General features: G+C 68.7%; 21 protein-coding genes and 3 pseudogenes. 13 read left to right on the forward strand and 11 right to left on the reverse strand.

Annotated elements, in window-relative coordinates:
• Nucleotides 1-258: 258 nt before the first annotated feature.
• Nucleotides 259-1,077, forward strand: a complete 819-nt coding sequence (locus QR64_RS24730) for a shikimate 5-dehydrogenase (RefSeq protein WP_006552553.1) — start codon at nucleotides 259-261, stop codon at nucleotides 1,075-1,077.
• Here the strand turns inward: QR64_RS24730 and QR64_RS24735 are convergent.
• Nucleotides 1,014-1,541 carry a hypothetical protein gene (locus QR64_RS24735; RefSeq protein WP_152641014.1) on the reverse strand — a complete coding sequence of 176 codons (528 nt, stop codon included), beginning with the start codon at nucleotides 1,539-1,541 and terminating at the stop codon, nucleotides 1,014-1,016. The genes QR64_RS24730 and QR64_RS24735 overlap by 64 nt on opposite strands.
• A complete protein-coding gene (locus QR64_RS24740; protein ID WP_039587754.1) occupies nucleotides 1,538-2,377 on the reverse strand; it encodes a sulfurtransferase in 840 nt (279 codons plus the stop codon). The genes QR64_RS24735 and QR64_RS24740 overlap by 4 nt, the downstream gene beginning before the upstream one ends.
• A gap of 184 nt (nucleotides 2,378-2,561) precedes the next feature.
• Between QR64_RS24740 and QR64_RS24745 the strand changes: the two genes are divergently transcribed.
• Nucleotides 2,562-3,035, forward strand: coding sequence for an acyl-CoA thioesterase (locus tag QR64_RS24745; RefSeq protein ID WP_024103679.1), 474 nt, complete (start codon nucleotides 2,562-2,564; stop codon nucleotides 3,033-3,035).
• 4 nt (nucleotides 3,036-3,039) lie between these two features.
• Here the strand turns inward: QR64_RS24745 and QR64_RS24750 are convergent, their stop codons facing one another.
• Complete coding sequence (locus QR64_RS24750; RefSeq protein WP_006552549.1) at nucleotides 3,040-3,528, reverse strand: Lrp/AsnC family transcriptional regulator; 489 nt, start codon at nucleotides 3,526-3,528, stop codon at nucleotides 3,040-3,042.
• Between the two features lie 166 nt (nucleotides 3,529-3,694).
• On the opposite strand from QR64_RS24750, the gene pdhA reads away from it, so the two are divergent.
• The 5 genes and pseudogenes from pdhA to QR64_RS24770 all read left to right on the forward strand — a co-directional run bounded on the left by pdhA (nucleotide 3,695) and on the right by QR64_RS24770 (nucleotide 8,226).
• Nucleotides 3,695-4,792, forward strand: coding sequence for a pyruvate dehydrogenase (acetyl-transferring) E1 component subunit alpha (pdhA, locus tag QR64_RS24755; protein WP_006552548.1), 1,098 nt, complete (start codon nucleotides 3,695-3,697; stop codon nucleotides 4,790-4,792).
• Complete coding sequence (locus tag QR64_RS24760) at nucleotides 4,789-5,772, forward strand: alpha-ketoacid dehydrogenase subunit beta (protein ID WP_006552547.1); 984 nt, start codon at nucleotides 4,789-4,791, stop codon at nucleotides 5,770-5,772. The genes pdhA and QR64_RS24760 overlap by 4 nt, the downstream gene beginning before the upstream one ends.
• A 9-nt stretch (nucleotides 5,773-5,781) precedes the next feature.
• A partial coding sequence (locus QR64_RS28525; RefSeq protein ID WP_318025587.1) for a biotin/lipoyl-containing protein occupies nucleotides 5,782-6,161 on the forward strand: 380 nt, incomplete at its 3' end.
• A gap of 1 nt (nucleotide 6,162) precedes the next feature.
• Nucleotides 6,163-7,025, forward strand: a pseudogene (locus QR64_RS24765) (dihydrolipoamide acetyltransferase family protein); the annotation flags it as partial.
• Between the two features lie 31 nt (nucleotides 7,026-7,056).
• Complete coding sequence (locus QR64_RS24770) at nucleotides 7,057-8,226, forward strand: MFS transporter (RefSeq protein WP_081263462.1); 1,170 nt, start codon at nucleotides 7,057-7,059, stop codon at nucleotides 8,224-8,226.
• A 43-nt stretch (nucleotides 8,227-8,269) separates the two neighbouring features.
• Here the strand turns inward: QR64_RS24770 and QR64_RS24775 are convergent, their stop codons facing one another.
• The 3 genes from QR64_RS24775 to QR64_RS24785 are packed head-to-tail and all read right to left on the reverse strand — an operon-like array spanning nucleotide 8,270 to nucleotide 11,151.
• Nucleotides 8,270-9,694: an NAD(P)(+) transhydrogenase (Re/Si-specific) subunit beta gene (locus QR64_RS24775; protein ID WP_033097995.1), complete on the reverse strand. Its 1,425-nt coding sequence runs from the start codon at nucleotides 9,692-9,694 to the stop codon at nucleotides 8,270-8,272.
• Nucleotides 9,694-10,023 carry an NAD(P) transhydrogenase subunit alpha gene (locus tag QR64_RS24780; protein WP_006552916.1) on the reverse strand — a complete coding sequence of 110 codons (330 nt, stop codon included), beginning with the start codon at nucleotides 10,021-10,023 and terminating at the stop codon, nucleotides 9,694-9,696. The genes QR64_RS24775 and QR64_RS24780 overlap by 1 nt, the downstream gene beginning before the upstream one ends.
• A complete protein-coding gene (locus QR64_RS24785) occupies nucleotides 10,024-11,151 on the reverse strand; it encodes a Re/Si-specific NAD(P)(+) transhydrogenase subunit alpha (RefSeq protein WP_006552915.1) in 1,128 nt (375 codons plus the stop codon).
• Nucleotides 11,152-11,587: 436 nt separating this feature from the next.
• Between QR64_RS24785 and QR64_RS27105 the strand changes: the two genes are divergently transcribed.
• Genes QR64_RS27105 through QR64_RS24815 form a run of 6 tightly spaced genes read left to right on the forward strand, consistent with a single transcriptional unit; the run spans nucleotide 11,588 to nucleotide 14,821 of the window.
• A complete protein-coding gene (locus QR64_RS27105; RefSeq protein ID WP_006552914.1) occupies nucleotides 11,588-11,791 on the forward strand; it encodes a hypothetical protein in 204 nt (67 codons plus the stop codon).
• A gap of 22 nt (nucleotides 11,792-11,813) precedes the next feature.
• Nucleotides 11,814-12,578 carry an SIR2 family NAD-dependent protein deacylase gene (locus QR64_RS24795; RefSeq protein ID WP_039587756.1) on the forward strand — a complete coding sequence of 255 codons (765 nt, stop codon included), beginning with the start codon at nucleotides 11,814-11,816 and terminating at the stop codon, nucleotides 12,576-12,578.
• A 9-nt stretch (nucleotides 12,579-12,587) separates the two neighbouring features.
• Entirely contained in the window at nucleotides 12,588-13,028 is a 441-nt protein-coding gene (locus tag QR64_RS24800; RefSeq protein WP_052227421.1) for an HIT family protein, read from the forward strand.
• Nucleotides 13,025-13,879 (forward strand): maleylpyruvate isomerase family mycothiol-dependent enzyme, encoded by an 855-nt coding sequence (locus QR64_RS24805; protein WP_039587759.1) that lies wholly within the window; start codon nucleotides 13,025-13,027, stop codon nucleotides 13,877-13,879. Before QR64_RS24800 ends, QR64_RS24805 begins: the two co-directional genes overlap by 4 nt.
• Nucleotides 13,880-13,883: 4 nt before the next feature.
• Nucleotides 13,884-14,534 (forward strand): Type 1 glutamine amidotransferase-like domain-containing protein, encoded by a 651-nt coding sequence (locus tag QR64_RS24810; RefSeq protein ID WP_039587760.1) that lies wholly within the window; start codon nucleotides 13,884-13,886, stop codon nucleotides 14,532-14,534.
• Entirely contained in the window at nucleotides 14,531-14,821 is a 291-nt protein-coding gene (locus QR64_RS24815; protein WP_006552909.1) for a GNAT family N-acetyltransferase, read from the forward strand. The genes QR64_RS24810 and QR64_RS24815 overlap by 4 nt, the downstream gene beginning before the upstream one ends.
• Before the next feature lie 4 nt (nucleotides 14,822-14,825).
• Here QR64_RS24815 and QR64_RS24820 read toward each other — a convergent pair whose 3' ends face one another.
• From QR64_RS24820 to QR64_RS24835, 5 genes and pseudogenes are all read right to left on the reverse strand, one after another.
• Nucleotides 14,826-16,481 carry an ABC transporter permease gene (locus tag QR64_RS24820; protein WP_230810636.1) on the reverse strand — a complete coding sequence of 552 codons (1,656 nt, stop codon included), beginning with the start codon at nucleotides 16,479-16,481 and terminating at the stop codon, nucleotides 14,826-14,828.
• On the reverse strand, nucleotides 16,478-17,425 hold the full coding sequence (locus QR64_RS24825; protein ID WP_039587762.1) for an ABC transporter ATP-binding protein: 948 nt from the start codon (nucleotides 17,423-17,425) through the stop codon (nucleotides 16,478-16,480). The genes QR64_RS24820 and QR64_RS24825 overlap by 4 nt, the downstream gene beginning before the upstream one ends.
• 10 nt (nucleotides 17,426-17,435) lie before the next feature.
• On the reverse strand, nucleotides 17,436-18,092 hold the full coding sequence (locus tag QR64_RS24830; protein WP_006552906.1) for a TetR/AcrR family transcriptional regulator: 657 nt from the start codon (nucleotides 18,090-18,092) through the stop codon (nucleotides 17,436-17,438).
• 102 nt (nucleotides 18,093-18,194) lie between these two features.
• Nucleotides 18,195-18,428 (reverse strand): annotated as a pseudogene (locus QR64_RS28530) (carboxylesterase family protein); the annotation flags it as partial.
• Between the two features lies 1 nt (nucleotide 18,429).
• Nucleotides 18,430-19,701, reverse strand: a pseudogene (locus tag QR64_RS24835) (carboxylesterase/lipase family protein); the annotation flags it as partial.
• Between the last annotated feature and the right edge of the window lie 48 nt (nucleotides 19,702-19,749).

Raw genomic sequence — 19,749 nt, forward strand, 5'->3', positions numbered from 1 at the left:
GGGCGGCGAGGTCGGGATCGGAATCGACCAGTCGCACCGCACGTTCGGGTCCGCAGTACATCGCCGGGGTGAACGCGTTGCGCGCTGCGGGCCGGTCGATGATGCACCAGACGATCGCGCCTTCCCGTTCGAATCTCAGTCCTCCTGCACCCAGATCGTCTCCCTTGCATCGGACAGCATCTTGTTCTTTGTTGTGAGAACAACGTGCTCTCCTGAGAAAATCGCTGTTTCCGAACATGTAGGGTCTACGGTGAGCAAATGCTCGAGCGCATCTCCAAGGACACCCGGCTGTGCATCTCGATGTCCGGCCGTCCCAGCAACATCGGCACCCGGTTCCACAACCATCTCTACGAGGAACTCGGCCTCGACTTCGTCTACAAGGCGTTCGCGCCCGCGAACATCGAGGACGCCGTGGCGGGGATACGCGGCCTGGGCATCCGCGGCGCCGGGGTGTCGATGCCGTTCAAGGAAGCCGTGCTGCCCCTCGTCGACGTGCTGCACGATTCGGCGCGGGCCATCGAGTCCGTGAACACGATCGTCAACGACGACGGCGTCCTGCACGCTTACAACACCGACTACCAGGCGGTGAGCGATCTGCTCGTCGAGCACGGCGTCGATTCCGCCCTGCCCGTCACGGTGGTGGGCAGCGGCGGCATGGCGAAGGCGGTGACAGCGGCGCTGCGCCACAACGGATTCACCGACGGAACGATCGTCGCGCGCAACGGGGACACCGGACGACCGCTCGCGCGCAAGTACGGCTACGAATGGCGCGCCGACACGAGCGACGTCGCACCCGGGCTGATCGTCAACGCCACTCCGATCGGGATGGCGGGCGGTGCCGAATCGGGCGACCTGCCGCTGCCCCACGACTTCGTCGCCGCAGCGTCGACGGTCTTCGATGTCGTGGCCGTGCCGCCGGACACCCCGCTCGTCCGATTCGCCCGCGAGCACGACATCCCGGTGATCACGGGCGACGAGGTCATCGCGCTGCAGGCGGCACTGCAGTTCGAGCTCTACACGGGAGTGACCCCGACGCGCGAGCAGGTGCGCCGCGCGTCGGAGTACTCCCGTTCCTGAACGGTCGGGACGGAGGAGGACTCGGCCGTCAGACGATATGGCCCTGTTCGAGACCGTCGAGCACCACGGCGGCGGCATCGACCGCGACGGTCATCTCGACGCGGGTGATGTCGTGCGTGGCGGGGGTTCTGCAGATCGAAGTTGTTGACCCACGCGGCCGTTCGCGCCGACTGGAACACGAACGTGGTGGTCACGGTGTCGCCCCCCAGGTCGCCGACGAACCAGCCGGTGAAGAACGGGCCGAGGTCGACGCCGTAGGTCGCCTCGCACTCGCCGGCGATCACCGGTGCGGCCTCGACGAGGTGGGCGACGATCGCTCCGAGCAGGGTCGCCAGGACTGCAGCACCTACCGTGGCAGCTGTCCCATTCACGACCGGTAGTCCCGCCTCCGGAGTGCAGTTCTCGTCGGCGATGTTGCGAATCGTCGACGAGAACTGCCCATCGGCCGGCGGGTCGCCGCTCAACTGCCGGTGGCGACCTCCCGCTTCGGATCCGCCGACCACTGCGACCACGAACCCGGATACAGCGCGGCGTCGATGCCCGCGATCTCGAGCGCGGCGATCTCGTGTGCGGCGTTGATTCCCGATCCGCAGTACACGGCGACGTCGGTACGCTTCACGCCCAGCGTCGAGAAGCGGTGCGCGATCTGATCCGCGGGCAGGAACGACCCGTCCTGACGGAGGTTCTCGGTGGTCGGCGCGCTGACTGCGCCGGGGATGTGGCCCGCCCGGCGATCCACCGGCTCCTCGTCGCCGCGGTACCGTGCGTGGGCGCGCGCATCGAGCAGAACTCCGTGGGTCGCGTAGGTCGCGGCCTCATCAGGACCGATGGTGGGCATGTGGCCGAGGCTCAACGTCACGTTGCCGGGCTTCTTCTCGCCGCCCGGTCCTGCGGCGAGAGGGTGCCCGCCGGCGATCCACGCCTGCAGTCCGCCGTCGAGCAATCGCACCTCGGAGTGCCCCGCCCAGCGCAACAGCCACCACGCGCGGGCCGCGGCGAGATCGCCGCTGTCGTCGTATGCGACGACGAGAGCACCGTCGTCGATCCCCCACCGGCGTGCGATGGCCTGGAAACGGTCGATGTCGGGCAGCGGATGACGACCGAGCTCGGGTGCGGGCGGATCGGCGAGATCCTCGTCCAGGTCGACGTAGACCGCTCCGCTGATGTGCCCCTCGTGGAATCGGTCCCGTCCGTGTCTGTCGCCGAGTGCCCAGCGGACGTCGAGTATCACCGGCGACCGGCCCTGCTCGATCATCTCGGCGAGTTCGACGGTGGAGAGAAGAACGGGGGTATCGGACATGACCCGATCCTGACACGAACGGCACACGCCGTTCCGGCTTTGGGGCGACACGCCGTGCGTGCCGGGACGACCCCGGCGGGCGGACACGCCCTGTGCACGTCCGATTCGGGGGTTTTGCGTCTCGGTTCGGGATTGGCGTGGGGGTTGGTCTGATTTGACGTGCGGAGAGCACTATCGTCGAGACGTGAGCAACCGCCAACCGACGAGCCCAGCCGCCCCGCCTGAGCCGGAGCAGTTCCCGGTGTTGTGGCCCATGCAGACGCGTTGGGCCGACAACGACCATTACGGCCACGTCAACAACGTCACGTACTACTCGTACTTCGACTCGGCGGTCAACGGGTGGCTCATCTCCACCACCGGTGTCGACATCCGCGAACTCGACGCGATCGGGGTCGTGGCCGAGACCTCCTGCCGCTATCTCGCCGAGCTGTCCTTCCCCGACCGCCTGCAGGTCGGACTGGCGGTCGAACGTCTGGGCACACAGTCGATCACCTATTCGCTCGCAATCTTCCGGGAGGCCGACGACACCCTGATCCCGGCGGCGACCGGCCGGTTCGTCCACGTCTACGTCGATCCGCAGACGCGCCGCCCCGTCCCGATCCCCGATCAGATCCGCAAGGCCGCCGCCCAGCTGGCCACCCCGAACGCGGGCCGCTAGTGCTCTAGGTCGCCTCGTCTCCGCTGCGCCCGGCGGCCCGGGCCAGCAGCGGCGCCGTGCGCTGCGGGACGAGGTCCTGCATTACCAGCGACATGTCCGTGCGTTCGACGCCGCGGATCTTCAGGATCCGGCCCGCGAGCCGATAGAGGTCGTCGGCGTCACGGGCGACCACCTTCACCGACAGGTCGATCTGCCCGGTCAGCCCGTAGACCTCGGTGACCTCGGGGATCTGTGCGAGTTCGTCGACGACCTCGTCGAGACGGTGCTGATCGACGCGGGTGGCCACGTAGGCGGCGAGCGGATAACCCAGGCTGACGGGGTCCACCCGCCGGTCGAACGAGGCGAGCACGCCCTCGGCCTCCCATCGGGCAAGGCGCGCCTGGACGGTGTTGCGGGACAACCCGAGACGCTGCGCCAGCTCGACTCCCGTGGCCCGCGGTGTGCGCGTGAGTTCGAGCAGCAGACGCGCATCGGTGGCATCCAGACTGGTCATTCTTCGCAGTCTGCCAGCTCGGAGCACCCCGAAACCGTGCTTTCTGCACGGTTGCAGGCTGATCGATTGCGCACGCGCGAATTGCCCGGATGATGTGATGTACGGCACACATCATCCGGTCGGGCCTCACGAGGGCACGCCGGATCCGCACCGACGAGGTGATCCGATGGTTGTACCGACCGCCTATCCGGTCCAGTTGATCCAACCCGACGGGCGACGCGTCCTCGACACCGAGTACGGCCCACTCGTCGCCGACGTCGGCCCCGACGAACTGCGCGGGCTCTACCGCGACATGGTCGTCGCGCGACGCGTCGACGCTGAGGCGACGGCTCTCCAACGGCAGGGTGAGCTCGGCCTCTGGGCGCCGCTCCAGGGCCAGGAGGCCGCGCAGGTCGGCTCCGCCCGGGCACTCGCGCCCGACGACTACGTCTTCACCAGCTACCGCGAGCACGCCGTCGCATTGTGCCGCGGCGTCGACCCCGCCGACATGACCCGCCTGTGGCGTGGGTGCGGCCTGTCCGGATGGGATCCGCAGACGGTCGCCACCACCAACCCGGCCATCGTCGTCGGAGCCCAGGGCCTGCACGCCACCGGTTACGCGATGGGCGCGAAGCTCGACGGAGCCGAGATCGCCACCGTCGTGTACTTCGGCGACGGCGCCACGAGCCAGGGCGACCTCTCGGAGGCCATGGTCTTCTCGGTCAGCTGGGGTGTCGGCGTGGTGTTCATCTGCCAGAACAACCACTGGGCGATCAGCGTGCCCACCCACGTGCAGAGTCCGGTCCCCCTCGCCCGGCGCGCCGCCGGATTCGGGATGCCGGCCGTGCAGGTCGACGGCAACGACGTCCTCGCAGTCCTGGCGGTGACCCGGCGTGCCGTCCGGCATGCCCGCGAGGGTGCCGGTCCGTTCTTCATCGAGGCACTCACCTACCGCATGGGCCCGCACACGACCTCCGACGACCCCACCCGCTACCGCACACCCGCCGATCTCGAGGAGTGGCAGGCACGCGACCCCATCGATCGGTTGCGACGACTGCTCGAACGCGAAGGGCACGCCGACGACGACTTCTTCGACGAGGTCCGGACCACTGCCGACGATGCCGCGATGCGGCTCCGGCGCGGCACGCTCGGGATGCCCGACCCCGAACCCGCCGCCCTGTTCGACCACGTCTACGCCACCGAGCATCCGCTCGTCGAACAGGAACGCGCGGACTACGCCGAATATCTGGCGAGTTTCGGCCCCACGGAGGAGGCGCGACGATGACCACCACGACGATGACCCTCGGCGGTGCCCTCAACGCCGGACTCCGCCGCGCACTCGAACGCGACCCCAAGGTCGTCATCATGGGTGAAGACGTCGGCACCCTCGGCGGCGTCTTCCGCATCACCGACACCCTGCAGAAGGATTTCGGTGAAGGTCGTGTGATCGACACTCCCCTCGCCGAATCCGGGATCGTGGGAACGGCGTTCGGGATGGCGCTGCGCGGCTACCGACCCGTGTGCGAGATCCAGTTCGACGGCTTCGTCTATCCGGCCTTCGACCAGATCGTCTCGCAGGTCGCGAAGATCCACTACCGCACGGCCGGTGCCGTGGTGGCCCCGCTGACCGTCCGAATCCCCTACGGCGGCGGCATCGGTGCGGTCGAACATCATTCGGAATCACCGGAGGTGTACTTCACCCACACCGCGGGTCTGCGGGTCGTGAGCCCGAGTACCCCGTCCGATGCGTACTCGATGATCCAGCAGGCCGTCGCGCTCGACGACCCGGTGATCTTCCTCGAACCGAAGCACCGCTACTGGGAACGCGGTGAGATCGACACGGAGACCGCACCCGACCTGCCGCTCACGTCCGCGCGGGTCGTCCGGTCCGGTTCGGACGCGACGATCGTGACCTTCGGTGCGCTGGTCGCTACCGCGCTACGCGCAGCCGACATCGCCGAAGCGGAAGGACATTCGCTCGAGGTCGTCGATCTGAGGTCGCTGTCCCCCATCGACTTCGACACGATCGAGGCGTCGGTGCGGCGAACCGGCCGGCTCGTCGTCGTGCAGGAGGCGCCGGTCTTCTGCGGCATCGGCGCGGAGATCGCCGCCCGCACGACCGAGCGGTGCTTCTACCAGCTCGAGGCACCGGTCCTGCGGGTCGGCGGATTCGACATCCCCTATCCCCCGGCCAAACTCGAATCCCACCACCGTCCCGACCCGGATCGCATCCTCGACGCGGTCGACCGCGCACTCGCAGCGTGAGGCGCACCGATGACGAATCCCACACGCGCAGTAGAGGAATTCCGTCTTCCCGATCTCGGTGAGGGACTCACCGAAGCGGACTGGGTGCACTGGGTCGTCGCGGTCGGCGATCGTGTCGAACTCAACCAGGTCATCGGGGAGGTCGAAACCGCCAAGGCCACGGTGGAACTGCCGTCGCCCTATGGCGGCACGGTCGAGGAACTGCTGGTCGAGCCGGGACAGACGGTGCCGGTCGGGGCACCCCTGCTGCGGATCGCCACCGAGGACGGGCCCGCCGAACCGGCCGGTGACAGCAGCGGCCCGTCCCGACCGTCGGTGCTCGTCGGATACGGACCCGGCGACGCCCCGCAGAGCAGACGCGCGACCCGCCGTGCCTCGGCGGACGCCGGNAGGTCGATCTGGACACGGTGACGGGCACCGGCCGCGGCGGTGTGATCACGCGCGACGACGTGCGGCGCACCGCCGGACACGGCGACGAACCTACCGCAGGCCACGACGAAGAACCCACCGCCGAACGACCACACTCACCTGCCCCTGAGGCGTCCCCCGAACGGACCACACGGATACCCGTCGGAGGGGTGCGCAAGCGGACCGCCGAGGCAGTCTCCCGCAGCGCCTTCACCGCCCCGCACGCGAGCGTCTTCCTCACGTGCGACGCGACCGCCACCGTCGACCTGGTGTCGACCCTGCGCGCGTCGCCGGCCTTCGAAGGCGTCCGTCCGACGGCGCTGAGCATCGTCACCCACGCACTGTTGCACGCGATCGCCGACGAGCCGTCGCTCAATGCGCACTGGGACGACGATACGGGCGAGATCGTGCTCCACCACGACGTGCATCTCGGGATCGCCACTGCGACCTCCGACGGCCTGAAGGTCCCCGTGGTCCGGGAGGCCCAGCGCCTGTCGTTGCCGCGTCTGGCCCGGTCGATCGCCGAGGTCGCCGACCGCGCGCGGACGGGCCGCTCCACGCCGTCCGAGCTGACGGGTTCGACGGTCTCGGTGACGAACGTCGGGGTGTTCGGGGTGGACGGGGGAACACCGATCCTCAATCCCGGCGAGTCGGCGATCCTCGCCGTCGGAGCGATCTCCGACCGCCCGTGGGTCGTGGACGGTGCTCTCGCGATCCGGAAGGTGGTCACGTTGTCGCTGTCGTTCGACCATCGGCTCGTCGACGGGGAGCAGGCGGGACGGGCACTCGCGACGATCGGTGCGTTCCTCGGCGATCCCGTGCCCATGCTGCTCGCCGATACGTAGGGGCCGCGAACGCTCGGTAGCGTGCCTCCACGTGGTGGATTCGCAACGGACGACGGACCGGCTCACGCACGCCCGGGCGGCGGTGTTCGCGATCTTCGGGCTCAACGGCTTCCTGCTCGCCCTGTGGGTCGTCCACATCCCGGCGATCCGGGAACGGGTGGGCATCGATCACGCGGCACTCGGATCGTTGCTGTTGCTGCTCGCCCTCGGGGCGCTCGGCGGGATGCACGTGACGGGTCGGCTCGCCGACCTGATCGGTAGCCACCGCACGACGATCGTCTTCGCTCTGATGTTGTCCCTGACGGTGGTCGGGCCGGGCCTGGCCGCGGCGCCGTGGCAGCTCGGACTCGCTCTCGCAGTGTTCGGTTTCGCGAACGGCGCGCTGGACGTGTCGATGAACTCCCAGGCGGTCGTGGTCGAACAGCGGTACCGGCGACCGATCATGTCGGCCTTCCACGGGTTGTTCTCCGCGGGCGGGATCGCCGGGTCGCTGGTGGGCGCGGCCGCCCTGGCCGCCGGGGTTCGCCCCGCGCTCACGCTCGCGGTCGCCGGGGTCGTCGCGGCCGCGGTGGTGGGCCGGGCGGGGCCGCGCCTCGTCCGGACGGAGCCGCCGATCCGATCGTCGTCACCGGGGCCCCGGGCCGGTTACTCGCGCCGCGTGGTGCTGCTCGGAGGTGTGGCGTTCGCGCTGATGCTGTGCGAGGGGGTCGCGAACGACTGGAGCGCGCTGCAGGTGCAGGAACGGCTCGGCAGCCCGGAGTCGGTGGCCGCGCTCGCGTTCGGTGCGTTCTCGGCGACCATGACGATCGGGCGCTTCGTCGCCGACCGGGTCACCGCCCGGTTCGGCAGCGCCGCCGTCATCCGGTACGGAACGCTGGTCGCCGCGGTCGGGATCGGCGCCGTGGCACTGTCGCCGTGGCTGGTCCTCACACTCGCCGGATGGGCATTGTTCGGCCTGGGGTTGTCCGGTGCCCTCCCGCAGCTGTTCAGCGCCGCGGGCAATCTCGATTCGGGATCCCCCGGCGCGAACATGTCCCGCGTCGTCGGTCTGGGTTATCTGGGTTTCCTGGCCGGCCCTGCGTGCATCGGGTGGATCGCCGAGGCGACCTCCCTCACGACGGCGATGGTCGTACCGCTCGCATGCGTGCTCCTCGCCGCACTGCTGGCTCCCGTACTGACGCCGACGGCGCCCACGCGGTGATCCGCGTGGGCGCCGTGACGGAGCAGCGACAGGTCCGGAAGGCCTACAGGGCCTTCAGTTCCTCGGTGACCTCCGAGACCATCTTCTTCGCGTCACCGAACAGCATCGACGTGTTGTCGGCGGTGAACAGCGGGTTGTCGATACCGGCGTAACCGGAGCTCATCGAGCGCTTGAGCACGATGACCGACTTCGACTGGTCGACGTTGAGGATCGGCATGCCGTAGATCGGGCTCGTCGAGTCCAGGCGGGCAGCCGGGTTGGTGACGTCGTTCGCGCCGATGACGATGGTGACATCGGTGCGGCCGAACTCGCCGTTGATGTCGTCCATCTCCTTCATCGCGTCGTATTCGACGTCGGCCTCGGCGAGCAGGACGTTCATGTGGCCGGGCATACGACCGGCGACCGGGTGGATCGCGTACTTGACCTCGACACCGCGGTCCTCGAGCAGCGCCGCCATCTCCTTGACGGCGTGCTGCGCCTGGGCGACGGCCAGACCGTAGCCGGGGACGACGATGACCTGGTTGGCGTACGCCATCTGGATGGCGGCGTCCGAGGCCGAGGTGGCCTTGACCGTGCCACCCGACGCCGAGGCCACACCGGCCGCCGCCTCGCCGCCACCGAAGGCGCCGAAGACGATCGCGGGGATCGACCGGTTCATGGCCTTGGCCATGAGGTTGGTCAGGATCGTGCCCGAAGCACCGACGATCATGCCCGCGACGATCATGGCCTGGTTGTTCAGCGCGAGACCGGCGGCTGCTGCCGACAGACCCGTCAGGGCATTGAGCAGCGAGATGACGACCGGCATGTCGGCGCCACCGATCGGCAGCACGACGAACAGACCCATCAGACCGGCGGCAATGAGCAGCGCCAGGATCCACCACGAGGCCAGCGGGTCACCGTCGGCGCTGATGCCGATGTAGACGGCGATGGCGATCGACGCGAGGACGAGGACGATGTTGGCCAGCTGGAACAGCTTCGCCGACGCGACGAGCTTGCGCTCGAGAGTCTTGTTCAGCAGTTCCTGCAGCTTCGCGAAGGCGACGAGCGAACCCCAGAACGAGATCGAGCCGATGATCGCGGCGAACAGTGAACCGACGATCATGACCACGGTCGGGTCGTCGTCCAACGTCGTGAAGCTGGTGGACTCGAGGTATTCGGCCCACGCGATGAGTGCGACGGTGCCACCACCGACGCCGTTGAACAGCGCGACCAGCTGCGGCATTGCCGTCATCTTGGTCTTCAGTGCCGGCGGGACGCCGAGGATGATGCCGACGGCCAGACCGCCGATGATCAGACCCCAGTTCTCCGTCTCCCGGATGTCGATGAGCACCGCGACGACCGCGATGAACATACCGACGGCGGCGATGTAGTTGCCGCGGACTGCGGTCTTCGGGCCCGTCAGACCCGACAGACCGTAGATGAACATCGCGAAGGCGATGATGTACAGGACCGAGACGAGGTAGCCCATCAGGCGTCAGCCCCCTTCTTCTGTGCAGCCGGGGAGTCCTTGCGCTGCTTGAACATCCCGAGCATGCGGTCGGTGACGACGAAGCCACCGACGACGTTCAGGGTGCCGAAGACCAGAGCGACGAACAGGATGATCTTGATGCCCCAGTGGGCATCACCGGGGAGATGACCGAGCACGACGAGAGCGCCGAGCACGACGATGCCGTGGATCGCGTTGGTGCCCGACATCAGCGGCGTGTGCAGCGTGTTCGGCACCTTGGAGATGACGGCGAAACCGACGAATCCGGCCAGGACCAGAATCGCGATGTTCGCGAGTAGTTCGTTGTACATCTAGGAGTTCTCCTTCGAACGCGTCACGCAGGCGGCCTCGAGGATCTCGTCGGAGAAGTCCGGGGCCAGGGCACCCGACTCGTCGAGGAGCAGCTCGATCAGCGCGTACACGTTCTTCGAGTAGAGCTCGGAGGCATGCTCCGGCATCGTCGCGGGCAGGTTGAGCGGCGAGCAGATGGTGACGTCGTGCTTGACGACGGTCTGCCCCGGCTCGGTGAGTTCGCAGTTGCCGCCGGTCTCGCCGGCGAGGTCGACGATGACCGAACCCGGCTTCATCCCCTCGACCGCGGCGGCGGTCACCAGGCGCGGCGCCGGGCGGCCGGGCACGAGCGCTGTGGTGATGACGACGTCGAAGCCCTTGATGGCGTCTTCGAGCGCCTGCTGCTGCTGGGCCCGCTCGGCCTCGGTGAGCTCGCGTGCGTAGCCGCCCTCACCCGCGGCGTCGATGCCGAGGTCGAGCCACTGGGCACCGACCGACCGGACCTGGTCGGCGACCTCGGGACGCACGTCGTAACCGGTGGTGCGGCCACCGAGACGCTTCGCCGTGGCCAGCGCCTGCAGACCCGCGACGCCCACCCCGAGCACCAGCACGGTCGCCGGCTTCACGGTGCCGGCGGCGGTGGTGAGCATCGGGAAGAAGCGGGTGGATTCGCTCGCCGCGACCAGCACGGCCTTGTAGCCGGCGACGTTCGCCTGCGACGACAGGGCATCCATGACCTGCGCGCGGGAGATACGCGGAATGGCCTCGACGGCGTACGCCTCGACTCCGGCCTGCGTGAGGGCGCCGATCTGGTTGTCTGCGTTGCGCGGGGCGAGGAAGCCGATCAGGCGCTGGCCGGACTTCAGGTGGGCGATCTCGGCGTCGCTCGGCGGAGCGACCTTGACGACGATGTCGGCGGACCAGGCGTCGCCGACGGTCGCGCCGGCTTCCTTGTAGGCCGCATCCGGAATCAGCGCGCCCTGGCCGGCACCGGACTCGACGACGACGTCGAGACCCTTGCCGATCAAGGAGGGCACGATCTTCGGCACGAGCGCGACCCGCCGTTCCCCGTCGTTCGTCTCACGAACCACGCCGACGGTCGGACGGCGGTGCGCTCCGCTCCCCGTGTTCGATCCTTCGGTACTCAATTCTTGACTCCTGCGTCGATGAAAGTGCGCGTCGTGCCGCGATCGGCGGCGAAAGATGCGTTATCGAAGGCCATGTGACGGCCTGTCATGCACTGAAAGGCTTAAGCAGACCTACCGTGCCCTCCCGTGACCTCGCAACCTGGTCAGATCATCTGAATCGAGTCCGAACAGCAAGACGGCGCAAGTTTGTGAGGCAGCTCACCTCACAAATGCCATTTTCCTCCGGTGAGCAAGACCGTGTAGGACGATCGGAATCGGTCCCGAAAACGGCCCGGGAGCGGCCCCCGATGCGAAAGAAGGCGGAGTGCAAACAGATTCGTTCCGTGTGTACCGAACGGCGGTGTGTACCGATTCAGAACACTTCGGAATCGATTCAGATACTCGGTCACCGGACCCGGCCTTTGCGCTCGTCCGGCAGCCCGCGTAGGGGGTGTCCGTGACACACGAACCTCGGAAGGACCCCGCGAACGACACGCCCGCCGACTTCACGGTCGACGACGACCCCGGCACGGCCGACCTCGGCGGCGACCCGGTCTGCTGGCTCCATCTCCTCTGCCCCGACTGCGGGGCGATGCTCACCTCCGAGGAGGAACCGTGCCCGCGATGCGGCAGGGAGCACCCGATCCCGGATCCCTCCTGACCCGAGCACCTAACCTGGCCCCATGAACGTGCCGGAACCCGTCCTCGACCTCGCCCGCTCGGCCCGCCGCGTCGCCGTCCTCACCGGCGCCGGGATGTCCGCCGAGAGCGGTGTCCCCACCTTCCGCGATGCGCAGACCGGACTGTGGGAGAACTTCGACGCCACCGCCCTCGCCACACCAGCGGCGTGGGCGGACGATCCCGCGACGGTCTGGGCCTGGTACCAGTGGCGGGTCGCGCTCGTCCGGCGCGTACAACCCAATGCCGGACACCGGGCCCTCACCGACTGGGCACGGGCGGCGCATGTGCAGATCGTGACGCAGAACGTCGACGACCTCCACGAGCGGGCCGGAAGCCCCGAGGTCACCCATCTGCACGGAAGCCTGTTCGCCCCGCGGTGCAGCCGGTGCGAGCGTGCCGTCGACCTCCCCGATCCGCCGGAGGATCCCGTCGCCCGTCTCGATCCGCCGTCGTGCCCCGCGTGCGGAGGCGACGGCCGGCCGGGCGTCGTGTGGTTCGGCGAGATGCTGCCGCAGGAACCGTGGGAGACCGCGACCGAGTCCCTGCGCGATGCCGACCTGCTGCTGGTCGTCGGCACCTCGGGTGTCGTCCACCCGGCGGCCGGCCTGCCGTCGCTCGCGCGCAGTCACGGCGTGCCGGTGGTGCAGATCGATCCGCGCGAGACCGATCTGAGCGATCAGGTCGACCACGTCTGGCGCACCACGGCCGCCGTGGGTCTTCCCGCACTCGTCGACGCGCTGAGGATCGGGACCGACACACCGCGTTAAGGTGACCCGGTGAGTTCCTGTGTGTTCTGCGCCATAGCCGACGGCAGCGGTCCGGCGACACGGGTGTACGAGGACGACGAGGTCGTGGCCTTCCTCGACATCCGGCCGATCGCGCGCGGGCACACCCTCGTGATCCCGCGCGTGCACGCCGCACGCCTCGAGAACCTCGATCCGGCGTCGGGCGCGGCCGTCTTCCGCGCCGGACAGCGGATCGCCCGGGCGATGACCCGTTCCGAACTCGCCACCGACGGAACCAATCTCGTCCTGAACGACGGACGGGCAGCCTTCCAGACCGTCTTCCACACCCACCTGCACGTCCTGCCCCGCTGGAACGGCGACCGTGTCCGGATGGGTATCGGTCTGGTCCGCCGTCGACCCCACGACCCCGAGACCACCGCGGCACTCATCCGCGCCGGTCTCGAACGTCTCACCGCCGAGGAGCACCAGTGACATCGCAGCCCGACACCACCCCCGATACCTCCGCTGCCGAGTTCCCGATCGACACGATCCGGCCGCTGCTGCTCGAGCAGTTCGCCGTGATCGACGACCTGCTCTCGGGACCGACCGAGGACGAGTGGAACGCCGCCACCTGCCTGCCGGGATGGACCGTCAAGGACATCACCGCGCATCTCATCGGCACCGAGTCGATGCTCGCGGGCATCGAGGCTCCGCGCGTCGAACGCGACGTGCGCTCGTTCGACCACGTCCGCAACGACATCGCGGCCTTCAACGAGCTGTGGGTGGAGTCGCTGCGTCCCGTCCCCGGCCCGGACGTGCTCGAGCGCTACCGGGAGATCGTCGCCCTGCGCACGGAGCAACTCGGCGCGATGACACAGGCGGACTTCGGGAAGCAGTCGAACACTCCCGTCGGGCCGGCGCCCTACGGACGCTTCATGCGGATCCGCGTGTTCGACTGCTGGCTCCACGAACTCGACATCTGCGACGCTCTCGGCAGGACGGGCAGCGAGGGCGGCCCGCGTGCCGAACTCGGATCCGCGGAGGTCTTCGGTGCGGTTCCGTTCATCGTGGGCAAGCGCGGCAAGGCCCCCGAGGGAGCACGCATCACGATCGAACTCTCCGGTCCCCTCGCACGCACCGTCCACGTCGAGGTGCACGGACGGGCAACCGAGGTCCCGGCCCTCTCCGAACCGGCCACCACGACGATCGCGATGGACTCGGGACTGTTCGTTCGGCTCGCCGGAGGACGCGTGCGCGCCGAGGACCGAATCGACGAGATCACCCTCGGCGGCGACACCGAGGTCGGGCGCCGCATCGTCGACAACCTCGCGTTCACGATCTGACGTCGTGCGGCTGTTCCTGTCCTCCTACCGGTTCGGCGCCGACCCGGACACCTTCGTCCGTCTGGTGGCGCCGGGCCGGATCGCGGTGATCGCGAACGCCGCCGACGCGTGGCCGGCCTCCGCCCGCGCGGCGGCGGTCACGAGCGAGATGGGCCCGCTGCGGTCGCTCGGCTTCGCTCCGGAGGAGGTGGATCTGCGCGATCACCTCGACGATCCCGACTCGCTGCGGCAGCGACTGTCGGGCTTCACGTCCGTGTGGGTGCGCGGCGGCAACACCTTCGTCCTGCGAGCGCAATTGGCCCGCAGCGGAGGCGACGCCGTGCTCACGGATCTGGTGCGCAGCAACCGTCTCGTGTACGGGGGCTACAGCGCCGGGGCCTGTGTCGCGACACCGTCGCTGCGCGGCATCGAGTTCTCCGACGACCCCGACGAGGTCGCCGCGACCTGCGGTATCCCGGTGGTGTGGGACGGACTCGGCTGGGTCGAGCACGCGATCGTGCCGCACGCCGGCGACTCGATGCTGGCCGACGACGGGATACAGCGGACCCTGCGATACCTGCGCGAGCACGGCGTCGAGCACGTGGCGTTGACCGACGACGACGCGATCGTCGTCGACACTCCTCCAGAGCACGCCCCGAGTACGGTGACATCATGACGCAGAACATCGACGGCACCGAACCCCGGATCGAGCACGACGCCGACAAGGCCCGCTTCGCGCTCTATCTCGGCGACGACCTCGCGGCCTACGCCGACTACACGCAGCACGGCGACCTGCGGGACTTCGACCACACCGTCACCGACCCGCAGTTCCGCGGTAAGGGTCTCGCCGGGATCGTGGTGAAGCACGCCCTCGACGAGACCAAGAAGCAGGGACTGAAGATCGGTACGTCCTGCTCGTACGTCGAGAAGTTCGTCTCCGAACATCCCGAATACCGCAACTGATCCGTCACACCTGCACGTCGCGGCGGCGGAAACCCACGATCGCCGCTGCGACGAGCAGCACTGCCGCGACCGCCTGGATGATCAGCGGCATCGCCGTCGCGTTCTCTGCGGGCACCAGCGGGATGTGCGAGAACGGCGACAGTGCGACGAGTTCGTCGGGTAGGTCGAGCATCTCGCCGAGCCACGCGACGAACACCGTCCACACGACCAGCACCCACACCAGCCCGGTCGCGCGCGGCACGCAGCCCAGCAGCGCGAACGCCACGGCGACGACGAGGATCGCCGCCGGCGCGTAGGCCAGGGACGCCGCGATCATCCGCAGCACCCACGCCCAGTCGCCCACCGCGAATGCGACCCCCAGTCCGGTCGCGGCGCCGGAGACGAGCAGCGCCACGACCGTCTGGACGACGATCACACCGAGTGCCGCGGACAGCCATGCGCTGCGCCCGGTTCCGGTGATGATCACGAGACCGGACCGTCCGCCGTCCTCCTCGCTGCGCATTCGCACCACCGCGGACACACCGAAGGCGGTGGCGCCGAGGGCGAGGAACATCAGCATCATCCCGGCGAAGGAGGCGGTGAGGGCGTCGGGATCCACGCCGACCATGTCCAGCACCTGAGGCATCTCGTCGATGAGATCCTCCACGGAACTGGCGAGGGCGCCCATCGCGACACCGAACAGCACCAGTCCCGTCAGCCATCCCACGAACGCTCCGCGCAGCAGGCGCCGGATCAACCCCACCGAACCGAGCAACGCGGAATCGGCCTCGGCGGGGCCTGGTTTCGGCGCCCGTAGACCGGCTCCGAGGTCGCGGCGCCGCGACAGCGCAACGGCGACGGTGAGCAGCACGACCGTCGTGGCGACGGACAACAGCAGCGGCCACCACCGCTCGTCGACGTAGAGCCGGGTCTGCTGGGCCCAGGCGATCGGCGAGAGCCACGACAGCCACGACCCGGTGGCCTCGATGATGTCGCCGGCTCCGCGGACGAAGAAGGCCGCGGCGAGCACTGCGAGCGCGGTGCCCGTGGCCGAGCGGGAGTGCTCGCCGAACTGGGCGGTCACCGCGGCGACTGCGCCGAAGAGCACCCCGGTGACGGCGGAGGCCACACCGAAGGCGATCGAGCCGACGACATCGAGCCCGCCGGCGATGAGCGCGACGGTGATGCCGGTACCCACCACGAGATTCGCGACCGAGACCAACAGCAGGGCGGCCGCCGGCGGGGCGTAGGCCCCGACGGGCAGAGCCCGCAGGAGTTCGAGCCGGCCGGATTCCTCCTGCGCTCGGGTATGCCTGACGACGAGCAGGATGCTCATGATCGCCGTCGCGACGAAGACGGTCAGACTCAGCTCGTTCGCAGTCATCGCCCCGAGCGTGTAGTTGTCGATCCCGTAGGCCGGTCCCGTCATGAGCACGGCTGCCGGATTCTCCAGCAGGGCCGCGCGGGCCTGCCGGGAGGCCTCGTCGGGATAGACCGCGGCCAGGCTGAGGACGGTCGACCACACCGTGAGGGCGAGCGCGAGGGTCCAGACGGTGATCCGCACGCGGTCCAACCGCAGGTAGAACCGCAGCAGTGTGCCGAGCCCGGTGAACGGTGCCGCGGACGTCGCGGAGGTACCGCTCGGGGTCGGCACTGCTGTCGGTGTCGTCGTGGTCATCATGAGGACACCTCCTCCACGGCACCAGCACCGGCACCGTTCCCGTCACCGGTGTCGAAGGTGTCGCCGTAGTGCCGCATGAACAGCTCTTCGAGTGACGGGGGTGTGATGGTGAGGTTCTCGACGCCGAGTCCGGCGAGTTCCTGCAGGACCGGTGCGAGGGCGGTGTTGTCGACGTCGAACGCGAGCCTGCCGTCGTCGGTGGAGAGGTCGTGGACTCCGGAGAGCCCGGCCAGTCGCTCGGCAGGGGCGGCGGTCGTGGCCCGCACGGACGAGCGGGTCAGGTGCCGCAGTTGTGCGAGGGTGCCGGTCTCGACGTCGCGTCCGGCCCGGATGATCGTCACCGTGTCGCAGAGCTTCTCGACCTCGGCGAGGATGTGGCTGGACAGCAGCACGGTCGCGCCGCGGTCGCGGAGCCCTCGCACCTCGTCGGTGAAGACCGCCTCCATGAGCGGGTCGAGACCCGAAGTGGGTTCGTCGAGCAGGTAGAGCTCGGCGTCCGATGCGAGGGCGGCGACGAGTGCGACCTTCTGCCGGTTGCCTTTCGAGTAGGTGCGGGCCTTCTTCGTCGGGTCGAGTTCGAACCGTTCGAGGAGTTCGGCGCGACGACGCGTGCGCGCCTCTCCCCCGCGGATGCGGGTGAGGACGTCGATGATCTCGCCCCCGGTGAGGGTGGGCCACAGATTCGTGTCGCCGGGCACGTACGCGAGTCGGCGGTGGATCGCGACGGCGTCGGTCCACGGGTCGAATCCGAGGACACGGGCGGTGCCGGAATCGGCACGCAGCATTCCGAGCAGCACGCGGATCGCCGTGGACTTGCCGGCGCCGTTCGGTCCGAGGAATCCCGCGACGGTGCCGCGTTCGACGGTCATCGAGAACCCGTCGAGAGCTCTGGTGGTTCCGAATGTCTTGACGATGTCGCGGATTTCGATAAGAGGGGTGTCCATCTTTCCTCCGTCAGGAGTCGGGGGGTGCCTCACGCGCTGCCAGACAGGCGTCGAGAAGGGTCGAGTCCGTCAGCAACGGCTCGGTGTAGAGCTCGAGCATCGGCAGCGCGAGGCGTTCGGTGTAGGCGCGCAGCCTGGCAGGAAAGGTTTCGAGGTCGAGGTATTCGTCGGGACCGGGAAGGTCCATGAGCACGGCGCCGACGCTGAACGAGATGAGGGCACGTGCTCGTTCGGAGGGGAACCGGCTGGGCCGCACGGTTCCGGCGGCCACAGCCTCCTCGAGATAGGCCTCGGTGTCGGCGACGAGCCGGTCGAGGAAGTCGGCGGCGGGGGCGCCGCCGGTCCGGAGGGTGCGGAAGAGGTAGGCGACCGTGGTCGCGTAGTTCTCGATGTGTTCCATCTGGTCGTTCAGCGCGGCCGGTCCGACCTTCGGGTCGAGGACGGCACTCTTCGCCTGCCGGATCCCGTCGAGCACGTACCGGTCGCAGTGTTCCTTCAATCCGGCGCGGGATCCGAAATGGTGCACGATCAGCGAGGCGCTGACGCCGCACTCGGCGGCGATGGTCCGCAGCGGCACGCCGACCCCGTACGCGGCGATGCACCGGATGGCAGCGTCGCGGATCCGTGCACGGGTGGTGAGGTCGTCACCGGCGGCGGTTGAATGCACGTTTCAAGGATTGCACACGTGTTCAACCCGATCAACGCACCGTATGTGTCATCTCACGGCATGTGCCATCGGAGCACGTGCCGCACCGGTGCACGGGCGCGCTCAGGTGAAGGCCATGACCTCGGTACCCCAGACCCGGCGCATCTCGCCGTCCGGATCCGACTCGACCCTGTCCGTGGAGTCGATGAGCAGGGTCGAGCGTTCCTCCGCCTCGTACTGCGGCCAGTGCTTCGAACCGTCCAGTGCCGCCGGCACACCGTGGTGCGCGAACGCGAACCAGCGCCGCTGCACACGACCGGAGACCTCACCGGCGGCCTTGCGGCCGCCGAGCCAGAANGAAGACATATGGCAATTCGGTCGCGTGCCCGGCTCCGATCCGGGCGGCCTTGAGCATCGGGGTGGCGTGGTCGAAGCGGTACACCCAGGTCGGCGAATGCGCGCTGTGCGCTTCGGCGACCCACAGCACCGGCATGCGGAAACCGGCGTCGCGCGAGAGCGCCATCGCCCCGATGGGTTTGGGCAGGTCGGGATACGCCGCGACGATCTCGGCGAGTCGCTCGGCAGGCAGATCCGTCCGGTCGTCGGCCAACGCCGCCAACATGGCCTGCACCGCCGTGTCGTCGACGGGCATCAGCGGGGACTTCATGAAGCGGAAGATGGACGGCTCGTCCTTGTTCGAGCCGATGATCAGCGGGATCCGGTGCGACAGCCCCTTCTGGAAGGCCGCGACCGGATATTTCGGCACCAGGCCGCGGTCGACGACCGGTGTCATGGCGAGCGTCCCCGGCACCTTCGTCGGAGTCTCGGCGACGAGCACCTCCGACGCCTCGACCAGCGTGTCGGTCGACATCGTGAGTAGTTCGGCGGCCCGGGACGGCGACAGGTCGAGGATCTCGAGGAAGCGCTGTGCAACGGTCGCGGCACGGTCGCTGCCGTACACCGAGGTGGCGGGCGGCGACTGGGCGATCGCACGATGGAAGAGGCCCTTGGCTTTCGGGACCGTCATGAGCGTGGTGATCGACCCCGCACCCGACGATTCGCCGAAGAGCGTCACGCAGTCCGGATCGCCACCGAAGTCGGCGATGCAGTCGCGCACCCATTCGAGGGCGGCGATCTGGTCCCGGAGGCCGACGTTGGATTCGAAGGTGGTCCCGGGCGTGGAGAAGGACGACAGGTCGAGGAAGCCGAGCGCGCCGAGCCGGTAGTTGATCGTGACGATCACGACATCGCCGCTCTCGCACAGGTTTCGGCCGTCGTAGATCTTCTGACCGGAGTAACCGAGCACGTAGGCGCCACCGTGGATCCAGACCATGACGGGGCGTCGGCGTCCGTCGGGCGACGGCGCCCAGATGTTGAGCGAGAGACAGTCCTCGCTCAACGTCATCTCGGGGTCGATCCCGATCGGGCTCTGTCGGCTCTGCGGAGCTATCGGTCCGAACCGTGCGCCGTCGAGGACGCCGTCCCACGGTTCCGGCGGTAGCGGCGCCCGAAACCGCCGGGAACCGGTCGGGGCTGCGTACGGGATGCCCTTCCAGACGTAGGCCTCGCCGTCGCGATACCCCCGGACTTCGCCGTACTTGCAGGCGACGGTGAGCGTGTCGTCGTCCATGTGACCTCCCACCCGAACCGGTACTGTCGTGCAGCACCGATCACTTCA

The organism is Rhodococcus sp. Chr-9 (assembly GCF_000801125.1).
GTDB classification, from domain to species: Bacteria; Actinomycetota; Actinomycetes; order Mycobacteriales; family Mycobacteriaceae; genus Rhodococcus; species Rhodococcus pyridinivorans.